The 18469-nt window shown below is 66.7% G+C and carries 21 protein-coding genes; 17 read left to right on the top strand and 4 right to left on the bottom strand.

What is annotated here, in order from left to right:
• The first annotated feature begins 64 nt into the window (after nucleotides 1–64).
• Entirely contained in the window at nucleotides 65–1327 is a 1263-nt protein-coding gene (locus ABD678_RS00440) for a peptidoglycan DD-metalloendopeptidase family protein (RefSeq protein WP_344752619.1), read from the top strand.
• Nucleotides 1328–1428: 101 nt separating this feature from the next.
• Here the strand turns inward: ABD678_RS00440 and ppa are convergent, their stop codons facing one another.
• Nucleotides 1429–1917, bottom strand: a complete 489-nt coding sequence (gene ppa, locus ABD678_RS00435; RefSeq protein ID WP_344752617.1) for an inorganic diphosphatase — start codon at nucleotides 1915–1917, stop codon at nucleotides 1429–1431.
• Nucleotides 1918–1960: 43 nt separating this feature from the next.
• Between ppa and tilS the strand changes: the two genes are divergently transcribed.
• From tilS to ABD678_RS00415, 4 genes are all read left to right on the top strand, one after another.
• Nucleotides 1961–3121, top strand: a complete 1161-nt coding sequence (gene tilS / locus ABD678_RS00430) for a tRNA lysidine(34) synthetase TilS (protein ID WP_344752615.1) — start codon at nucleotides 1961–1963, stop codon at nucleotides 3119–3121.
• Nucleotides 3118–3669: a hypoxanthine phosphoribosyltransferase gene (gene hpt / locus ABD678_RS00425; RefSeq protein ID WP_344752613.1), complete on the top strand. Its 552-nt coding sequence runs from the start codon at nucleotides 3118–3120 to the stop codon at nucleotides 3667–3669. The genes tilS and hpt overlap by 4 nt, the downstream gene beginning before the upstream one ends.
• An 84-nt stretch (nucleotides 3670–3753) precedes the next feature.
• Nucleotides 3754–4194, top strand: coding sequence for a VOC family protein (locus ABD678_RS00420; RefSeq protein ID WP_344752611.1), 441 nt, complete (start codon nucleotides 3754–3756; stop codon nucleotides 4192–4194).
• Between the two features lie 238 nt (nucleotides 4195–4432).
• Entirely contained in the window at nucleotides 4433–5080 is a 648-nt protein-coding gene (locus ABD678_RS00415; protein ID WP_344752609.1) for a nuclease-related domain-containing protein, read from the top strand.
• 85 nt (nucleotides 5081–5165) lie between these two features.
• On the opposite strand, the gene ABD678_RS00410 is transcribed toward ABD678_RS00415, so the two are convergent.
• From ABD678_RS00410 to ABD678_RS00400, 3 genes are read right to left on the bottom strand one after another with little or no spacing between them, the layout of a single operon-like run.
• Nucleotides 5166–6437 carry a DNA/RNA helicase domain-containing protein gene (locus ABD678_RS00410; RefSeq protein WP_344752607.1) on the bottom strand — a complete coding sequence of 424 codons (1272 nt, stop codon included), beginning with the start codon at nucleotides 6435–6437 and terminating at the stop codon, nucleotides 5166–5168.
• Nucleotides 6434–6928, bottom strand: a complete 495-nt coding sequence (locus ABD678_RS00405) for a GIY-YIG nuclease family protein (RefSeq protein WP_344752606.1) — start codon at nucleotides 6926–6928, stop codon at nucleotides 6434–6436. Before ABD678_RS00405 ends, ABD678_RS00410 begins: the two co-directional genes overlap by 4 nt.
• Nucleotides 6915–7235, bottom strand: a complete 321-nt coding sequence (locus tag ABD678_RS00400; protein ID WP_344752604.1) for a nucleotide pyrophosphohydrolase — start codon at nucleotides 7233–7235, stop codon at nucleotides 6915–6917. Before ABD678_RS00400 ends, ABD678_RS00405 begins: the two co-directional genes overlap by 14 nt.
• Nucleotides 7236–7488: 253 nt before the next feature.
• Here ABD678_RS00400 and ABD678_RS00395 point away from each other — a divergent pair, with 253 nt between their 5' ends.
• The 12 genes from ABD678_RS00395 to panC all read left to right on the top strand — a co-directional run bounded on the left by ABD678_RS00395 (nucleotide 7489) and on the right by panC (nucleotide 18334).
• Nucleotides 7489–8385: a hypothetical protein gene (locus ABD678_RS00395; protein WP_344752602.1), complete on the top strand. Its 897-nt coding sequence runs from the start codon at nucleotides 7489–7491 to the stop codon at nucleotides 8383–8385.
• A 274-nt stretch (nucleotides 8386–8659) separates the two neighbouring features.
• Nucleotides 8660–9019 (top strand): hypothetical protein, encoded by a 360-nt coding sequence (locus tag ABD678_RS00390; protein WP_344752600.1) that lies wholly within the window; start codon nucleotides 8660–8662, stop codon nucleotides 9017–9019.
• A gap of 242 nt (nucleotides 9020–9261) precedes the next feature.
• Entirely contained in the window at nucleotides 9262–11259 is a 1998-nt protein-coding gene (gene ftsH, locus ABD678_RS00385) for an ATP-dependent zinc metalloprotease FtsH (protein ID WP_344752597.1), read from the top strand.
• 9 nt (nucleotides 11260–11268) lie between these two features.
• On the top strand, nucleotides 11269–11952 hold the full coding sequence (gene folE, locus ABD678_RS00380; protein ID WP_344752595.1) for a GTP cyclohydrolase I: 684 nt from the start codon (nucleotides 11269–11271) through the stop codon (nucleotides 11950–11952).
• Entirely contained in the window at nucleotides 11945–12892 is a 948-nt protein-coding gene (gene folP, locus ABD678_RS00375) for a dihydropteroate synthase (RefSeq protein WP_344752593.1), read from the top strand. Before folE ends, folP begins: the two co-directional genes overlap by 8 nt.
• Entirely contained in the window at nucleotides 12889–13254 is a 366-nt protein-coding gene (gene folB / locus ABD678_RS00370) for a dihydroneopterin aldolase (protein ID WP_344752590.1), read from the top strand. The genes folP and folB overlap by 4 nt, the downstream gene beginning before the upstream one ends.
• 5 nt (nucleotides 13255–13259) lie before the next feature.
• Nucleotides 13260–13811, top strand: coding sequence for a 2-amino-4-hydroxy-6-hydroxymethyldihydropteridine diphosphokinase (folK, locus tag ABD678_RS00365; RefSeq protein WP_344753511.1), 552 nt, complete (start codon nucleotides 13260–13262; stop codon nucleotides 13809–13811).
• Nucleotides 13808–14281 (top strand): DUF3180 domain-containing protein, encoded by a 474-nt coding sequence (locus ABD678_RS00360; RefSeq protein ID WP_344752588.1) that lies wholly within the window; start codon nucleotides 13808–13810, stop codon nucleotides 14279–14281. Before folK ends, ABD678_RS00360 begins: the two co-directional genes overlap by 4 nt.
• Nucleotides 14282–14352: 71 nt before the next feature.
• The gene (locus ABD678_RS00355) at nucleotides 14353–14835 is read left to right on the top strand and encodes a PH domain-containing protein (protein ID WP_344752586.1); all 483 of its coding nucleotides are present in this window, start codon (nucleotides 14353–14355) and stop codon (nucleotides 14833–14835) included.
• A complete protein-coding gene (locus ABD678_RS00350; RefSeq protein ID WP_344752584.1) occupies nucleotides 14832–16568 on the top strand; it encodes a PH domain-containing protein in 1737 nt (578 codons plus the stop codon). The genes ABD678_RS00355 and ABD678_RS00350 overlap by 4 nt, the downstream gene beginning before the upstream one ends.
• 166 nt (nucleotides 16569–16734) lie before the next feature.
• On the top strand, nucleotides 16735–17454 hold the full coding sequence (locus ABD678_RS00345) for a Rossmann-like and DUF2520 domain-containing protein (protein ID WP_344752582.1): 720 nt from the start codon (nucleotides 16735–16737) through the stop codon (nucleotides 17452–17454).
• A 52-nt stretch (nucleotides 17455–17506) separates the two neighbouring features.
• Nucleotides 17507–18334 (top strand): pantoate--beta-alanine ligase, encoded by an 828-nt coding sequence (panC, locus tag ABD678_RS00340; RefSeq protein WP_344752580.1) that lies wholly within the window; start codon nucleotides 17507–17509, stop codon nucleotides 18332–18334.
• The last annotated feature ends 135 nt before the right edge of the window (nucleotides 18335–18469 follow it).

The following is an 18469-nucleotide window of genomic DNA, read 5'->3' as shown; positions in this document are numbered from 1 at the left end:
GTGACTGATGTTAACAATGTTACTGGCGTGACCTGGGGGTCGCTGCCCAGGGAACCGGGGAAACATGACGCAGTCGCAGGGCGGACCCGCCCGCGTGCGTGCGCGCGGCGCAGGCAACTCAGCCGGCTCGCGCACGCTCTGGTGGCGCAACCGACTCTTCGTCACGCTCGCGCTCCTCAGCATGGTGTTCACCGGCACGGTCGCGGCTCCGTCGCACGACGCCGCCTGGGCGGTCGACTACCCGAGCTGGAATGACGTGCTCAAGGCGAGGAACGACGTCAAGGCGAAGAAGGTCGAGATCGCCCGGCTGCAGGCGCTGCTCAAGCAGCTGCAGGACAAGGTGGATGCGACCGAGGCAGAGGCGAAGCGGCTGGGTGAGGTGTTCCAGAAGGCTGTGGAAGCCTTCGACGCGCAGGACCGCAAGACGCAGGAGTACCAGCGTCAGGCGGATGAGGCCCAGGAGAAGGCCGAAGAGTACAAGAAGCGCGCCGGTCAGATGATGGCCCGCCTCGCGCGCATCGGCGGCGACGATCTCACGGCGACCCTGTTCTTCAACGGCGACGACGCATCCGACGTGCTCTCCCAGGTCGGCATGGCGAGCAAGATCAACGAGCAGTCGAGGGGACTGCACGACAAGGCGGTACAGCAGCAGAACACCGCCCAGTCGCTCACCGACCAGGCCAACGTGGCGCGGAAGGCGCTCGACGAGCTGAGGATCGCGGCCGAGGCGGCCCAGCTGAAGGCCCAGAAGGCGGCGGAGGCCGCTGCCGCGGCCTATTCGGAGCAGCAGGCCAACAACAGTCGGCTCCAGGCGCAACTCGCGACCCTGCAGAGCAACCGGGTCCACACCGAGGCGGAGTACGTCAAGGGCGTCAAGGAGCGGTGGGGTGCCGGCGGGGCGGTCGAGATCAGCTCGCAGGGCTGGGCGAGGCCGTCAGCCGGTCACGTGACGAGCCCCTACGGCGCGCGTGTTCCCCCGGTCAGCGGTGTCAACCCGTTCCATCGCGGCACCGACCTCGGCGCCGCGTGCAACAGCCCCATCTATGCGGCCCATACCGGCGAAGTGGTCTACACGGGGTGGTACGGCACCTACGGGTACTTCATCCTCCTCCAGCATGAGAGCAACATCCGCACCGGATATGCGCACATCGTGAGTGGCGGCATCCTCGTGCACGTCGGTCAGACGGTTGGTGTCGGCCAGCAGATCGCTCGCGTGGGGGCCACGGGGGCGGCGACCGGATGCCACCTCCACTTCGAGGTGCGCATCAATAACAGCGCGGTGGATCCTCAGCCCTTCATGCGGGCGCGCGGCATCAACCTCACCTGAGGCGCCCCTTCTCAGGTCGAGCCTGTCGAGACCCCGATTTCGGCGAACTCAATCGGAGAAGCTGGCGCTCAATCGGAGAAGCTAGCGCTCCATCGGAGAAGCTAGCCCTCGACCTTGCGCTTCTCGAGCCCCGCGACCACGATCGCCTCGGCTTCGGCGACGTCGCCCCAGCCTTCGGTCTTGACCCACTTGCCGGGCTCGAGGTCCTTGTAGTGTTCGAAGAAGTGCTCGATCTCTTTGCGCGTGAACTCGGGGATGTCGGTGACATCCTGAATGTGGTCCCAGCGCGGATCCTTGGCGGGTACGGCGATGACTTTCGCGTCGGAGCCGGCGTCATCCGTCATGCTGAACACGCCGACCGGGCGCACCGAGAGGCCGACGCCGGGGAAGAGCGGGTACTCGAGCAGCACGAGCACGTCGACGGGGTCGCCGTCGAGGCCGAGCGTGTTCTCGAAGAAGCCGTAGTCGGCGGGGTAGACGAAGCTCGTGTAGAGCACCCGGTCGAGGAACACGCGGCCGGTCTCGTGGTCGACCTCGTATTTGTTGCGGCTCCCGCGCGGGATTTCGATGATGGCGTCGTAGTAGGCCATGGATGGGGTCCTTTCGAGCGGGTTGCTGGAATAACGTTACTGGATGACCACCCGCCCAAGATTGTCGCCCGCCATCGCGGATGTGCGCCGCGCTGTGCGTGGGGCGCTCGCGTCGCTGGGCTCGTCCGGCGAAGGGCTCGTGCTCGTGGCACTGAGCGGCGGACCGGACTCCCTCGCGCTCGCGGCCGCCACCGCGTTCGAGGCGCCGCGGGCCGGACTCCGCGCCGGTGCGGTCGTCGTCGACCATGGGCTGCAGGCGGGGTCGGCGGATGTCGCGGCTCGGGCGGCGGAGCAGGCGCGCGAGCTGGGGCTCGACCCTGTCGTGGTGCGTCGGGTCGAGGTCGGCGCCGAGGGCGGGCCGGAAGCTGCCGCGCGGACGGCGCGGTACGCCGCGCTCGCCGACGCGGCGGTGGAGCTGGGCGCATCCGCCGTGCTCCTCGGCCACACGCTCGACGACCAGGCCGAGACGGTGCTGCTCGGGCTCGCCCGGGGCAGTGGGTCCGCGAGTCTGAGCGGGATGGCGCCGGTGAGTTGGTCGGACCGGGACGGGTATCTGCGCCCGGACGCCGCGAATGCGCCCGCGCGCCAGGAGGCAAACGCCGCGTCCGGGCGCAATCGTGAGGGAGAGGGGTCCGCGACGGCACCGGATGCGCGGTTCGCGTACCTCCGCCCCCTCCTCGGCATCCGCCGCGCGACGACCCTGCAGTTCTGCGTCGACTCGGGGCTCGAGCCGTGGCACGACCCGCAGAACGGCGACCCCGCGTTCGCGCGGGTGCGGGTGCGAGAGACGATCCTGCCGATGCTCGAGGCGGAGCTCGGCCCGGGCATCGCCGAGGCGCTCGCCCGCACGGCAGAGCAGTCACGGGAGGACTCCGAGGCCCTCGATCACTTCGCCGACGAGCAGGCCGAGGAGCTCGCCGAGCACGCTGAGGCAGGCCTGTCGCTCAGCGTCAAGGGTTTGGAGCACAACCCGGCAGCGCTGAGGCAGCGCATCATCCGGTTGGCGGTCGCATCCGAGTTCGGGGTGTCGCTGAGCCGCGCGCAGACGCTCGAGGTGGCGAGGCTCGTGACGGACTGGCACGGGCAGGGCGAGCTGCATCTGCCGGGCATTAGAGTGGTGAGACAGGGCGCCTTGCTCGTGTTCTCCGCCGCGGGCGGTGGGCAGGGCCGCGGGTCATCGAACGAAGGAACACCACGGGCATGAAACTCGACGATGTCGCCGATGACCTCGAAGAAATCCTCCTGACCGAAGACGCCATCCACGAGCGCATCGCCGAACTCAGCCGCGAGATCGAGAAGGATTACGCGGGCGAGCGCCTGCTGCTCGTCGGGGTGCTGAAGGGCGCCGTCATGGTCATGGCGGACCTCGCTCGCGAGCTCAAGCTGCCGATCAACATGGACTGGATGGCGGTGTCGAGCTACGGCTCCGGCACGCAGTCGTCGGGGGTCGTGCGCATCCTGAAGGACCTCGATTCGGATCTGACCGGCCGCCGCGTGCTCATCGTGGAGGACATCATCGACTCCGGCCTGACCCTGTCGTGGCTGCTGGCGAACCTGCAGAGCCGCGGGGCGGCATCCGTCGACATCCTCGCGCTGCTGCGCAAACCGGATGCCGCGAAGGTCGACGTGCCGGTGCGGTACGTGGGCTTCGACATCCCGAACAAGTTCGTGGTCGGCTACGGTCTCGACTACGCCGAGCGTTACCGCAACCTGCGCGGTGTCGGGGTGCTCGCGCCGCACGTTTACGCGTAACCGGCTTCGGTGGTTACGCTTACCGCAGGTTGAGTAGGCCGCAAAGCGGCCGTATCGAAACCAGCGGGCCTACACTCAACTCCCATGGCAATCCAACGCATGGACAACGTCGCCATCGTCGTCGACGACCTGGATGCGGCGGTCGCCTTCTTCACCGAACTCGGCATGGAGCTCGAGGGCCGAGCCGAGATCGAGGGCCCCTGGGCGGACCAGACCGTCGGCCTCGAGGGTGTCGTGACCGAGATCGCGATGATGAGAATTCCGGATGCCCCCGGTCGGCTCGAGCTGAGCGTCTACCGCCACCCCGCGGTGATCACGCCCGAGCCGTGGCCGATCCCGTCGAACACGCTCGGCCTGCACCGCGTCATGTTCGCCGTGGACGACATCGACGACACTCTCGCGCGCCTGCGCCCGCACGGCGCCGAAGTCCTCGGCGAGGTGGCGCAGTACGAGAACATCTACCGCCTTTGCTACCTCCGCGGGCCGGCGGGCATCATCCTCGCGCTGGCGGAGGAGCTCGGCTGACCTGCCGCTGCACTTCGCATCCCGTCACCCGCTGATTGAGTAGCGCGCGGCGCAAAGCGGTGAGGGCCATTTCTGGCCCTCACGCGCCGCCAGCGCCGAGCGTCGTCTCGACGCTCGGAGGCGGCGTATCGAAACCAAGCCCCAAGTGCCCCCAGATGACGGGCTACCCCAGCATCCCCCTGACTGGCAGGGTAGGCCCAATAGATAGTTGACAGAGTGTCGAATCGAGGGCTCGCTCATGACCAATGGTGATAGCTCGGCGGGAGCTTCGGCGCGCCGCGAGTACGACCGCCGAAAGGCGAAGGATGAGGCCAAGATCCGCGCGAACTGGGGCCGCTTCGGCAACATCGCCGTCGCCCTGACGCCGGAGCGCACGAGCACGCGCGTCTGGAGCACGGGTGCCGACGGTGAGGCGCGCGTGGGGGCGCGGCTCGACAGTATCGCGTCGGACAGCATCCGGGTTCTGCATGATCGCCGCATCCCGCGTACCAAGGCGAACATTGACCACCTGGCGGTCACCCCGTCGGGTGTGTGGGTGATCGACGCGAAGAAGTATTCGGGGGCCCCGAGCCTGAGGGTCGAGGGCGGGTTTCTGCGCCCGAGGGTCGAGAAGCTCATCGTGGGTGGGCGCGATAGGTCGAAGCTTGTCGATGGCGTGTTGTGGCAGATCGAGCGCGTGCGCGAGGTGGTGCCGGATGTGCCGGTGCGCGGCATCCTGTGCTTCGTCGAATCGGACTGGCCGCTTCTTGCTGGCCCGTTCCGTGTTAACGGCGTCGAGGTGCTCTGGCCGAAGAAGCTTGCGGGTCGGCTGAAGGAGTCTGCAGCTGGCCAAGTTGACGTGGCTGCGGTGGCCGAGCTCTTGGCTGTGCGGTTCCGGGTCGCCTAACGGCGGCGGGCATAATCCTCGCGATGGCCGAGGGTCTTGGCTGAGCGCCAGGGCGAAGCCTTCAGTGGCGCTGGAGCTGCGTTGTCTATCCGAAGAACGGACGCAACCTTTCGCGAAGGTCGGGGTCACACACGTACAAATATGTTCCTTGGATTCCTCGCGTGAGCAGCACCGTGTACACGTTCGTGACAAAGCGCAGGATGTCTTCGTCACTGTAAGTCTTTCCCAATTTCGGGTTGTTCTCTTTGCCTTTGGTATCGAAATACTGATCGAGATCTACCCGGAGGCGGCCAGCCTCGCGGTCGTATCGGAGGTCGTTGCCAATGATCACCCCGGCATAGTTGAGGTCGTAGCCCTGCACGGTATGAATCGAGCCCACTTCGTCAAGTGAAGTGGGCGAGTTGATCCAATCCTTGTCGGTGCGATTCCATTGCAGACTTTGGCCGTCGAGTTCGATGTCGTTTGCGCTCTTGTCCTTTTTGCTTTTCCACTCCCATGCGTATCCGGCAACGAGTCGAGCAAGCCCGAATTCGGCGTCGCGCGCGCGAATGGCGTCATGCATCTCACCCAGATCATCGAAAAATCGGATGTCATATTCATGAAACTTGCGCGGCTCCACGGCCATCAGTCCATCGTCTGTAGAACCGGGACGCAGAACGTTACGGACATATCCGACGTAGTCCTCGCCAGCCTTGACGCGCATCTGCGTCGTGAGGGGGTAGTAGCGCTTGGCGGATTTGGCCCCATCGATGAGGGCGTGCACGAACTGAGTCGGCAAGTCGGCCGGCCGCACGCTCTGCATCGGGTCGAGCAGCAGTATCTGATTGCTGCTGCGGGAACGTATCCAATCAAGCTGGGTCTTGCTTTGATCGTCGACGCCGTAGAGCTTCTCATTAATGTCGATGAATTTGCGATTGAGGCTTCCGGATGACTGATTCGCTCGCAGGTTGAGGCGATGCGCCTCGTCCACGATCAGTAGATCCCAGCTGACATCCGATTCACCGACCTGAAATGGTGTGAGCACCTGCGCTGGGCTGAGCCCTGGCGTGCGAGTGAATACTTGCTGGAGAGTCTTACGAAGTGATTGCTGTGGGACGACCAGGCCGAATGTGAAATTCTTGAGAAGCTCGCGATATCCGTCGGTGAAGTAATCGGAGAAAATCGAGTCCGCATCCTGTTCGTCGTCCGGTTTGGATTTCGCGATGTCGGCAAGAAGTTTGAGCAAATATGTTGCGATGACGGTCTTACCCGTTCCCGGTTCACCCTGAATCACCGTTGTGCCGTGAACCTCTCCGTCAAGATCGCGAAAGAGTCCTTCGAGGATGTCTTCCACAGCGACGGCCTGGTCGATAGTCAACGCTTTGAATGGTGACAGTTTGAACAGTCACTGTTCTCTATCTCCGGGATGCTCCTCGTGAAGATGCCCTCATCGCGGAGTCGTTCGAATACGTCGCGAAAGGATTCGCGGTAGGTGTCGCGGTCGTAATAGTCGGCGTCAATGACACCGTCATTACCGTTAAGGACTCGATACGTGCCGTCGCCTGCAAGGAGTCGCACGAGGTGGGATTCAAGATCCAGACAGGCCGATTTGTTGTAGGTATCGTCCAGTACGACATGCACGGTGGAGAGCTGCCGTTTGCCGGGGGTTCCGAGATGTTGAAGTATGCGGGACTCCGCATTGACCGTTTCTCCCACGTACACATCGACAAACTTCTTTGTCTGTCGGCGTTTGCCCGCCGCGTCGATCACGTAGACAACGGGCCAGTTGCGGTGTCGTTGGTCCTTCTTGCCCCACTCGCGTACAGCGTGCTTCTCAAAAGCCACTCGCCGGATCTCAAAGCCGGTCATACTTCACACTGCTGCCTCGGGACTTGTCGATCGGGTACTTCTTGCGCGTCAGTTCGAGCTTGTCGAGCACGAGCTGGTTCGGGTCGGCGCCTATCTTGTTCGCGAGATGGAGTGCGTAAGTGAGTACGTCCGCAAGCTCGTCTCGTACTCGATCTTCGTCGGCGTCCGTACTCCACTGGTAGCACTCGAGTAGTTCCCCTGCCTCGATGACGATGCTCTTGGCTAAATTTTCGGGGGAGTGGAATTGGTCCCAGTCTCGCTCTGCAACGAACGCCCGGAGTGTATCGAGGAGAGCATGGTCAATCATGGTGGTCACGCTAGCGCACCGGGCGCAGTGTGTCATTGCGATCCTTGCATAGAACCTAACGGGGCCCATGCTTCATCCCCGGAAGGAAATTGCCCAGCGGATTGCCAACTAGGCGGGATTGATTGCGAGCCGTCGGGGTGCGCAGTTGTGGAGGACTCTAGATGGCAATAGACCTGCAACTTCCAGGGGCATCGTGTTTATCGGCGGCGCTCATTACTCTAGAGAAGAGTTCTCATATTAACAGGAGGCGAGCATGCGAGTCACAGACAAGTACGGCCTCACCACGCCGGTACCATTCGTCAATATTCATGTAGAGCGAGATAACGCTCTGTATTTGGATCCAAGTGCCATTCGGAACGGGACTGACTCATGGTCCAGACGGGCTCATACGCAACTAGTTGATTTCTTCACCGAGGTCTTGCTCTTGAGGAAAAGCTCGTTGCCCGCCGATCATGCGAAAGGGCTGGCGCTTCTGCAGTACCTCCATGAGCCCAATCAAACGAGGCTCGGAGTGTCTGCGCGTGGCATTGGCGGAAAGGCCATTGGCTCCGGACTTGCAGGTGAGCTTTGGGACGAACTTGGTGCGAACCCCGCAGCGCAAAGCGATGCCCTAACCCGATTGGAACATCTTCCAGTGTTTTTAGAGAGGGTCGGTCCAGATCTGATCTCAGATTTGACAACGCGAATTATCTTCGGTGTCTTGGTGGACTTCACTAACGAGATGATGCGCCGGTATCCTGGGCTCGCTGCGGGCGCCACAATTGAGTCTGTTCCAATGTACGATCCGACCACCAAGCAGTGGCGACCAGTTATGGCGCACTTACCGTATGTGGCCCCGCACCAGATCCTCCTCATTCCGAAGGAATGGGTCTTCTGGAGACTGCTTATGTGGTCAGAGCCGTTCTACAACCGCTACGCGACTACGACAGTTAGGTTCGAGCGTGGTTCCTACGACAACAAGGGCCGGTTCCAAGGCCCCCTAAAGAAATCGCTCAAGAGTGAGTTTACCGATCATCGCAAGCTCAACAACGACCAAGCGGTCAAGTACAAGACTGAGCAAGACCGTGACCTCGTCATCGAGTACCAGAATTTCGTCGACACCGAATTCGAACCGCTGTCTGACGCCGAGATCGAGTCTCGAACGGACTAGAACCGCGGAACCGTTTGAGCGAAGATGTGGCCGCGTAAGTGAAGCGCCGGCCGGGTTCGTCCGTTCTCCCAAAGTAGAGCGGTTCCTGAAGCAGCACTCACTGCGCAGCTGGTAAATCTCGTCGGCTGAGCCCGTCCTGGCATAATGACATCCTCCCCGAGGGACGAATCCCTAAAGATCACTTGTCACCCAACCCTGCACCAGACCCGAGGCTCGCTGACCGAATAGCTTTGGAGGTGGTGTCACGCGCTCATAGGTGAGGTACGGTTCCCCAATGCTTCCTGGAGACTGGGTCGAGCACCGGCGCGAGGGCGACCGCGAACTCGTGGGGTGGATCGCGCCGGACGGCGACGGGTTTCGGGCATACGACATCCTGGGGCGGCCAGTCGGCGACGGGGTGCTCGACTGGGTTGCCGCCGAAGAAGTGCTCGAGGCGCGTGGGATCGGGTTTCTTGCGGCGCGGCACCGGCTGCGGCTGCCTGACGGGAGTGAGCGGCCGGTGAGGATCAGCGAGGTCAATACCTCGCGGGTCGTCGTGATTGCTGATGAGTGGGGGAGCGCGTCTGCGGTGGGGAGTGGGGCGGATGTTTGGGAGCTGGGGTTTCCGGCGCCGGGGGAGTTGATGCTGGGGTAGGGCGGGCGGGGTCTCGACAAGCTCGACCGGAGAAGTTTGGGCTCGACCTGGGTAGGGCGGGCGGGGTCTCGACAAGCTCGACCGGAGAAGTTTGGGCTCGACCTGGGTAGGGCGGGCGGGGTCTCGACAAGCTCGACCGGAGAAGTGGGGGTTACGCCGTCGGCAAACACTGAGCGGGCGCCTAGGAACGCTCCGGTACCCTTGACAGCAGAAAGGTGCCGGGACCATCGCCCGGATCGCTCATGGACTTCAAGCGTTTTCTTCGCGGCCCGTTCCTCTACATCGTGCTCGCGATCATCGTCGTGTCCGTGGGCTTCAGCCTGCTGACCAGCTCCGGATTCCGGGAGATCACCACCCAGCAGGGCCTCGAGCTGCTCTCCACGAGTAAGGTCGAGTCCGCCACCATCGTCGACGCCGAACAGCGCGTCGACCTCGTGCTCAAGAAGGCCGGCTCCGAGGGCACCCAGGTGCAGTTCTACTACGCCGCCCCGCGCGGCGCCGAAGTCGTCACCGCCGTCAACAACGCCGACCTCAAGAAGTTCGACGACCAGGTCGACAAGGGCAACTGGTTCACGTCCATGCTCGGCCTCATCATCCCGTTCCTCATCATCGGCGTCGTCTTCTGGTTCCTGCTCTCCAGCATGCAGGGCGGCGGTAACAAGATCATGCAGTTCGGCAAATCGAAGGCCAAGCTCATCTCCAAAGAGAGCCCCAAAGTCACCTTCGACGATGTCGCCGGCGCCGACGAAGCCGTCGAAGAACTCCACGAGATCAAAGACTTCCTGAAAGACCCCACCAAGTTCCAGGCCGTCGGCGCACGCATCCCCAAGGGCGTGCTCCTCTACGGCCCCCCCGGAACCGGCAAGACGCTCCTCGCCCGCGCGGTCGCCGGCGAGGCGGGCGTCCCCTTCTACTCCATCTCCGGCTCGGATTTCGTGGAGATGTTCGTGGGCGTCGGCGCGAGCCGCGTGCGCGACCTCTTCCAACAGGCGAAGGAGAATGCCCCCGCCATCATCTTCGTCGACGAGATCGACGCCGTCGGCCGCCACCGCGGCGCCGGCATGGGCGGCGGTCATGACGAGCGCGAGCAGACCCTCAACCAGCTCCTCGTCGAGATGGACGGGTTCGACGTCAAGACCAACGTCATCCTCATCGCCGCGACCAACCGTCCCGACATCCTCGACCCGGCCCTCCTGCGTCCCGGCCGCTTCGACCGCCAGATCGGCGTCGACGCACCCGACCTCCTCGGCCGCCAGAAGATCCTCGAAGTCCACTCCAAGGGCAAGCCGATGGCCAAGGGCGTCGACCTCGAAGTGCTCGCCCGCAAGACCCCCGGCTTCACCGGCGCCGACCTCGCCAACGTACTCAACGAGGCCGCCCTCCTGACCGCCCGCTCCAACGCCCAGCTCATCGACAACCGCGCCCTGGATGAGGCCGTCGACCGCGTCATGGCCGGCCCGCAGCGTCGCACCCGCGTCATGCGCGACCAGGAGAAGCTCATCACCGCCTACCACGAGGGCGGACACGCGCTCGCCGCGGCATCCATGCGCCACACCGACCCGGTCACCAAGGTCACGATCCTCCCGCGCGGCCGCGCCCTCGGCTACACCATGGTGCTCCCGCTCGAGGACCGCTACTCGGTCACCCGCAACGAACTCCTCGACCAGCTCGCCTACGCCATGGGGGGCCGCGTCGCCGAAGAGATCGTCTTCCACGACCCGACGACCGGCGCCTCCAACGACATCGAGAAGGCCACCGCGATCGCCCGCAAGATGGTCACCGAATACGGCATGAGCTCGGATGTCGGCGCGATCAAGCTCGGACAGTCCAGCGGCGAAGTCTTCCTCGGCCGCGACATGGGACACCAGCGCGACTACTCGGAGAACCTCGCCGAGAAGGTGGACGTCGAAGTGCGCAAGCTCATCGAGCAGGCCCACGACGAGGCCTGGAAGGTGCTCAACGACAACCGCGACGTGCTCGACAACCTCGCGACAGAGCTGCTCGAGAAGGAGACCCTCGACCACCTGCAGCTCGCCGAGATCTTCGCCAAGGTCAAGAAGCTGCCCGAGCGCCCGCAGTGGCTCTCCAGCTCCGACCGGCCGGTATCGAAGCGGCCCCCGGTTGCACTGCCGGTGAAGGCACCGATCGATGAGGGCGTCGTCGACGGCGGCGTGGGCTCGACGCCGGACAAGCCCAAGCGCGCCCCGCGCCGCAAGGCGCCCGGAATCGCGACGGCGTAGCGGGACACCGTGAGCATCGACGCGGCACGCATCCGCGCCGCCGTCACCGAGTTGCTCGCCGCGATCGGCGAGGACCCGACACGCCCGGGCCTGCTCGACACCCCTGACCGCGTGGCCGATTCCTACGCGGAGTTGTTCTCCGGCGTCGGCGTCGACCCGCTCACGCACCTGGCGGACACCGAACTGCTCCCCGTCACCGAACTGCGCCCCGCCACCGAACTGCGCCCCGCCACCGAACTGCGCCCCGCCACCGAACTGCGCACAGACGCCCGTCACCGCGAGGGCGAGCTCGTGATCGTGAAGGGCATCGACTTCCGCTCGATGTGCGAACACCACCTGCTGCCCTTCCTCGGGGTCGCCCACGTCGCCTACCTCCCTCGCGAGCGAGTCGTCGGCCTCGGTAAACTTCCTGCCGTGGTCGAAACCCTCGCCGCACGCCCGCAGTTGCAGGAGCGCCTCACCGAACAGGTCGCGGATGCGATCGAGACCGGGCTGGACGCGCTCGGCGTGCTCGTGGTGCTGGAGGCGACCCACGGATGCGTGACTGCCCGCGGCGCGCGCCAGACCAGGAGCACGACCGTGACTCTCGCCTCGCGCGGAGCGCTCGCCGACCCGGTCGAACGGGCCGAGGTCATGGCGCTCATCGGCGTCGCGAACGCTGATCCTGGACAGGACGGAGGGCACCATGGCTAACTCGCGCAGGGCACAGAACCCGATCGGAGCCGCCCGCCCCGCCATCATGGGCATCCTCAACGTCACGCCCGACTCGTTCAGCGATGGCGGCCTCTACAGCAACTTCGACGACGCGGTCGACCACGCGGTCGAACTCGTCGCGGCCGGGGCCAACATCATCGACGTCGGCGGGGAGTCGACCCGGCCCGGGGCAGAACGCCTGCCCGTCGACAAGGAGCAGGCGCGCGTGCTGCCGGTCATCCGGGAACTCGTCGCCCGCGACATCCCGGTCAGCATCGACACTATGAACTCGGCGACCGCCGCCGCCGCGATCGACATCGGCGCCGTTCTCGTCAACGACGTCTCCGGCGGCCTCGCCGACCGCGGGATGCCACGTCTCATCGCCGAGAGCGGCATCGACTACGTCGCCATGCACTGGCGCGGCCACAGCGCGAAGATGGACGACCTCGCCGTCTACACGGATGTCGTTCGCGACGTTCGCAACGAACTCAAGCACCGCGTCGCCGAACTCATCGTCGCCGGCGTGCGTCCCGACCGGATCATCCTCGACCCCGGCCTCGGTTTCGCCAAGAACGCGCAGCACAACTGGCAGCTGCTCGGCCGGCTGCGGGAACTCGAGACGCTCGGCCATCGCGTGCTCATCGGCGCCTCACGCAAGAGGTTCCTCGGCGAACTGCTGCCCGAGGGCGCACCAACGAGCGACCGCGACCCGGCCACCGCGACGATCAGCGCGCTCGCCGCCGAATCCGGGGTCTGGGGGGTTCGCGTGCACGACGTCGCCGGAACCCTCGCCGCCCTCGAGGTCTGGGAGGCCCTGAACGCCGGCCGCGCCCCCGCGCCGCGCGCGCTCGGGGCCGGGCCGAGCGGGGCCGGGCCTGCTGGCCCCGGGCCGAATGGGGCAGGGTCTGCCGGCGCCGGGCCGAGGAGGTCCCGAAGGTGACCGCCGACCGCCTCACGCTCACCGGGCTCAGGGGCACCGGGCACCACGGCGTGTTCGAGCACGAGCGCCGCGACGGGCAGGAGTTCGTCGTCGACCTCGACATCGAGACCGACTTCGCCGCGGCCGCGCGCACCGACGACCTCGAGCACACGCTCCACTACGGCATCCTCGCCGAACGGGTCGTCGCCGCGATCGAACGCGACCCGGTCGACCTCATCGAGACCCTCGCCGAACGGATCGCGGATGTCGCCCTCGAGTTCCCGGCCGCGGCATCCGTGACCGTCACCGTGCACAAACCGCACGCGCCGATCACCGTACCGTTCGACGACGTCGCCGTGACCATCACGAGGAGCCGCCCGTGAGCCGGATGCGCGTCGAGCTTCCGGTCGTGATCGCACTCGGCAGCAACCTGGATGGCGCCCTCGGCGACCGCGAACAACTCCTGCGCCTCGCCGTGCGCGCGATCGACTCGCTCGTGGGCGTGCGCGTGACCGACGTCTCCGGGATCGTCGAGACGCCGGCGCTCAAGCCGCACGGCGTCGACGAGACCGCACCGAGCTACCTCAACGCGGTCGTGCTGGCCCGCTCCGCGCTCAGCCCCGAGATGCTGCTCGGCGCGCTGCACGGCATCGAGGCGACCCTCGGGCGCCTGCGCGAAGAAGTGTGGGGGGACCGCACGATCGACCTCGACCTCATCGACTTCGGCGGGCTCGCCCGGGCGACCGAGGAGATCACGCTGCCGCATCCGCGAGCCTGGCAGCGCGCCTTCGTGCTCGCGCCGTGGCTGCAGGTGCAACCGGATGCCGTGCTCGGCGGGGCGGACGGCCAGCGCGGCCGGGTCGCCGACCTGCTCGCAGCGACCACCGATCGGGTGACCGAGTACCCGGCGGCGCCGCTCAGCGAGGGGCTGGACCGGTGAAGCGCACCAGGGTCACGACCCTCATCGTCCTCGCTGTTGTCGGGGCCGCCATCGGCTCCCTCGTCGAACTCGCGCTCGTCGCGAACGGCCGCCCGATCGTCAACCTGCCGATCACCCTCGCCATCGCGCTCGCCGTCATCGGCGGGATCGTCGTGACCATGGCCGTGCCCATCCGGCGGATGACGCGGGCTACGACCGCGCCGAGGGTCGACCCGTTCTATGCCACGCGCATCCTCATGCTCGCGAAGGCCTGCGCCCTCACCGGATCGCTCGTCGCCGGGGTCGGCATCGGGGTGCTCGCGTACCTGCTGACCAGATCGGTGATCGGGGTAGGCTCGGTCACGCAGGCGATCGCGGCGATCCTCGGGGCCGGAGTGCTGCTCGCGGGAGGACTCATCGCGGAGCACATGTGCCGGGTCCCACCCGGCGACGACGAGAACGACCCGGGCAAGGAACCCGTCAAGGCCTGATCCGGGGCCTGACCCTGACCCTGGGCCTGATCGCCGGGCCGGAGCCGCAACCACTACCGCGAAGGAACCACATGGCAGAGCGACTCGAGATTCCCGAGGCCGTCTGGCAGCGGGTCTCGCCGAAGTACATCGTCGCCGAATACATCGGGGCGGTCATCGGCGCGGCCGTGTTCCTGGTCGCGGCCTGGGTGTTCACGTTCACCGGTTGGCCGGTCGCAACCTGGGCGCTCATCGCCGTCGCCGTCCTCTCTGCCATCACCCTCGTGCTCATCCCGCGGCAGGTCAAGGCGATCGGGTACCAGCTGCGCGAGGACGACCTGCTGTTCCGCCGCGGCATCCTGTTCCAGCGGTTCGTGGCCGTGCCCTACGGCCGGATGCAGCTCGTCGACATCAACCGCGGACCGCTGTTGCGCGCGCTCGGGCTGAGCGAGCTCAAGTTCGTGACCGCCGCCGCCTCGACCGGAATCACCATCCCCGGGCTGCCCGAAGTGAATGCCGACGACCTGCGCGACCGGCTCGTCGCCCTCGCCGAGACCCGCCGGGCGGGGCTGTGACGAGCGAGCCGCTCCCGCAGCCACCGCTCCCGCCGACGTCGTCATCCGGGGCCGGCGCTTCCGGGACCGGCACCCCAGGGCACGGCACCTCCCTCACCGACGGCGGCTGGCACCGCCTGCATCCGGCATCGCCCCTGCTCAAGGGGGGCATCGCGCTCCTGGCCATCCTCGGTGTCGTCGTCGCCAACCTGCGTGAGCGCATCTTCGACCTGTTCCTCCCGCACCTGCCGCAGGAGGGCGACCCGGTCGACTACATCCTCGGGCACGGGCTCATCGGATGGGCACTGCTCGCCGTCGCGGTCCTGCTCATCGTGCTCGTGGTCGGCTTCTACCTCTCCTGGCGGATGCACACCTTCCGCATCACCGAAGAAGTCGTCGAGGTGCGCAGCGGCATCCTGTTCCGCACCAACCGCAAGGCGCGGCTGGACCGCATCCAGGGCATCAACATCGTGCGACCGTTCTTCGCGCGGCTGTTCGGCGCCGCCAAGCTCGAGATCAGCCAGGCCGGGCAGGACGCCAACGTGCAGCTCTCCTACCTCGGCTCTGCTTCGGCGGATGGGCTGCGCCGGGAGATCCTGCGGCTCGCCTCCGGTGCGCGCGGAGAGAGCGTGGTCGCATCCGCCGCGCCGACAGCGCAGGTCGTCGGGGAGCGTGTCATCGACCGGCGGGTCAGCGAGTTTCTCGCCCCAGAGCTCGACCCGGATGCCGCCCCGCCCGAGTCGATCGTCAAGCTCGACCTCGGCCGGCTCATCGGCTCGCTCGCGCTGAGCGGCAGCACGATCATGCTCATCGTGCTGGTCGCCGCCGGCATCGTCTGGATCTCGCTGACCGGCGACGTCTTCGCGCTGTTCTGGGTGGTTCCCGGCGCGATCGGCTTCGGCAGCTACTACGTGCGCAAGTTCACCAAATCGCTGCGCTACAGCATCGCCGGAACGCCGGACGGCATCCGCGTCGGCTTCGGCCTGCTCTCGACGAGCAACGAGACGCTGCCGCCCGGGCGCATCCACTCGGTGGAGGTGAGCCAGCCGCTGCTGTGGCGCATCCCCGGCTGGTGGGAGATCAAGGTCAACCGGGCCGGGCACTCCTCCACAAAGGGCGCGGGCGGTGAGGCGAACACGACGATCCTGCCGGTCGGCGACCGCGGCGACGTGCACAAGGTGCTCGAGCTTCTGCTGCCGGAGCTGCTCGCGCAGTCGGCGGATGTCGGGGTGGCGGGCACCGGATCGGCGGATGGTGGGCCGGCGGATGGCAGGCTGGCGTACGGAGGGCCGACGGATGGCGTGCCGGCGGAGCTCAGTGCGACGGTCAGGGCCGACACCTCCCGGGCGATCAGCGTGATCGAGTCCGGTCTCGAGTCGAAGGGCGGCCCGGATGACGGGTTCACGAACTCGCCGTCGCGGGCGGCTGTGCTGCGGTGGTTCTCGTGGCGCCGCAACGGGTTCGCGATCACGCCCGGCTCGCTCGTGCTGCGCAAGGGCGCCATCTGGCGGCAGCTCGTGATCGTGCCGCAGCCGCGACTGCAGAGCGTCTCGCTGCACCAGGGCCCGTTGCTGCGGATGCTCGACCTCGCCTCGGTGCACCTGCACACGGTGTCGGGGCCGATCAGCGCCGACCTGGGTGCCATCGACCGGGATGCCGCCATCCGCTTCTTCGAGGATGTCGCGAGCGTCGCCGTCTCGGCCGCCGTGCGCGACACCACGCACCGCTGGCGCGCGGGGGAGCAGCCCGCATGAGTAGTGACCGTTGGTTGGGCCCGCCGGAGCGAATCAGAATCGGAGAACGTGCGCGAGATGCGGCAAGTTCAGGGTCCTTGCGCCGTGCACCTCGAACTTGCCGCATTTCGTCGGGGTTTTCTACACGCTTGGCTGCGCCCCACTACTCAACCCGCAAGGGGTTGTCGTGAGGGCGGCATCCGGCCGCCTCGGCGTCGGCATCGTCGGCGCTGGACGCGTCGGTCCGGTGCTCGGCGCCGCACTCGCCGGGGCCGGGCATGCGATCGTCGGGATCTCCGCCGTGTCGCAGGAGAGCCGCGACCGCGCCGAGGCGATGCTGTCCGGTGTGCCGATCCTGCCGCTGCCGCAGGTCGTCGAGCGCAGTGAGCTCGTGATCCTCGCGGTGCCCGAGGAGGAGCTCGCGTCCCTCGTCGAAGGCCTTGCCGCCGCCGGCACCTGGCAGGCCGGGCAGCTCGTGCTCCACACGGTCGCGGGCCTCGGGACCGGCGTGCTCGCCCCCGCGACCGCCGCCGGCGTGATCCCGCTCGCGCTGCATCCGGCCCTCGCCTTCACCGGGACGAGCGTCGACCTCGCTCGCCTGCGCGAGTCGTATTGCGCCGTCACCGCGCCGACCCCGGTGCAGCCGATCGGCCAGGCGCTCGCCGTCGAACTGGGCGCAGAGCCGGTACTCATCGCCGAAGAAGATCGCGCCGCCTACGGCGAAGCCATCGAGACGGCCACCCGGTTCTCGGCCGCGATTGTCGGCCAGGCGATCGGCCTGCTCGACGGGATCGGCGTCGAGTCGCCGGGCGCCGTGCTCGCATCCCTCGTACGATCGACCGTGGACAATGCGCTCGCCGACGCCACCATCCCGGTGATCGAGCCGCTGCCCGACCACGAGGAGTGACGGATGGGCGCCAGAGGATGAGCGGCGGACGACGAGTGACAGGGGAGGCCGCATGACCGAGGTCATCGAAACCATCGCGAGCCTGCGGCTGCGCCTCGAAACCGCGGGCAGCATCGCGTTCGTCCCCACGATGGGCGCCCTGCACGAGGGGCACCTCGCCCTCGTGGCCCGGGCGGCCGAGCTCGCCGACACCGTCGTCGTCTCCATCTTCGTCAACCCGCTGCAGTTCGGCGAGGGCGAGGACCTCGACCGCTACCCGCGCGACCTCGACTCCGACGTCGCAAAGCTTCCGGATGATGTGGTCGTCTTCGCGCCGTCGGTCGCCGAGCTCTACCCCGGCGGCGCATCCGAAACTCTTGTCACCGCTGGGGAAGCCGGTACGCGCTTCGAGGGCGCGAGCCGTCCTGGCCACTTCGACGGGATGCTCACCGTCGTCGCGAAGCTGCTCAATATCGTGCGGCCCGACGTGGTCGTGTTCGGGCAGAAGGATGCCCAGCAGGTGTTCCTCGTGCGGCGCATGGTGCGCGAGCTGAACGTGCCGGTCACGGTGGATGTCGTGGAGACCGTGCGGGAGGAGAGCGGGCTCGCGCTGTCTTCGCGCAACCGCTACCTGGACGCGGATCAGCACCGGGCCGCGCTCGCGCTCTCGGGCGCGCTGAACACGGCAGCGGCATCCGCAACGACGCGGGCGAACGCGCTCGCCGCCGCACACGAGGTCCTGGATGCCGAACCCGCCGTCGACCTGGACTACGTCGAACTCGTCGACCCGGCCACGTTCCTGCCCGTCGCCGACGACTACCGCGGCCCCACCACCGCGATCGTCGCCGCCCGAGTCGGCACCACCCGCCTCATCGACAACCGGATGCTGCAGCTCGGCTGAACCGCTCCCTGAGGAGCCGCCGCAGGCGGCGTCACTAAGGGCTCCTCAGTCACCGGTCGGTTCCCTTCGTGACGGGTTGCGCCCTCCTCAGGGAACGGGGATCGGCAAGTGAGCGCGGGGGATGGGTGTTCCCGG

The organism is Leifsonella bigeumensis, assembly GCF_039537265.1.
GTDB classification, from domain to species: domain Bacteria; phylum Actinomycetota; class Actinomycetes; order Actinomycetales; family Microbacteriaceae; genus Terrimesophilobacter; species Terrimesophilobacter bigeumensis.
This window is presented reverse-complemented; position numbering and strand designations above follow the sequence as displayed.

Excerpts from the sequence above, each read along its gene's own strand:
- ABD678_RS00390 (WP_344752600.1), top strand. The coding sequence starts at position 8,660 with ATGCTTCCTGGAGACTGGGTCGAGCACCGGCGCGAGGGCGACCGCGAA.
- ABD678_RS00355 (WP_344752586.1), top strand. The coding sequence starts at position 14,353 with ATGGCAGAGCGACTCGAGATTCCCGAGGCCGTCTGGCAGCGGGTCTCG.
- ABD678_RS00400 (WP_344752604.1), bottom strand. The coding sequence starts at position 7,235 with ATGATTGACCATGCTCTCCTCGATACACTCCGGGCGTTCGTTGCAGAG.
- ftsH (WP_344752597.1), top strand. The coding sequence starts at position 9,262 with ATGGACTTCAAGCGTTTTCTTCGCGGCCCGTTCCTCTACATCGTGCTC.
- ABD678_RS00420 (WP_344752611.1), top strand. The coding sequence starts at position 3,754 with ATGGCAATCCAACGCATGGACAACGTCGCCATCGTCGTCGACGACCTG.
- ppa (WP_344752617.1), bottom strand. The coding sequence starts at position 1,917 with ATGGCCTACTACGACGCCATCATCGAAATCCCGCGCGGGAGCCGCAAC.
- ABD678_RS00405 (WP_344752606.1), bottom strand. The coding sequence starts at position 6,928 with ATGACCGGCTTTGAGATCCGGCGAGTGGCTTTTGAGAAGCACGCTGTA.
- tilS (WP_344752615.1), top strand. The coding sequence starts at position 1,961 with ATGACCACCCGCCCAAGATTGTCGCCCGCCATCGCGGATGTGCGCCGC.
- hpt (WP_344752613.1), top strand. The coding sequence starts at position 3,118 with ATGAAACTCGACGATGTCGCCGATGACCTCGAAGAAATCCTCCTGACC.
- folP (WP_344752593.1), top strand. The coding sequence starts at position 11,945 with ATGGCTAACTCGCGCAGGGCACAGAACCCGATCGGAGCCGCCCGCCCC.
- panC (WP_344752580.1), top strand. The coding sequence starts at position 17,507 with ATGACCGAGGTCATCGAAACCATCGCGAGCCTGCGGCTGCGCCTCGAA.
- ABD678_RS00440 (WP_344752619.1), top strand. The coding sequence starts at position 65 with ATGACGCAGTCGCAGGGCGGACCCGCCCGCGTGCGTGCGCGCGGCGCA.
- ABD678_RS00415 (WP_344752609.1), top strand. The coding sequence starts at position 4,433 with ATGACCAATGGTGATAGCTCGGCGGGAGCTTCGGCGCGCCGCGAGTAC.
- folK (WP_344753511.1), top strand. The coding sequence starts at position 13,260 with ATGCGCGTCGAGCTTCCGGTCGTGATCGCACTCGGCAGCAACCTGGAT.
- ABD678_RS00395 (WP_344752602.1), top strand. The coding sequence starts at position 7,489 with ATGCGAGTCACAGACAAGTACGGCCTCACCACGCCGGTACCATTCGTC.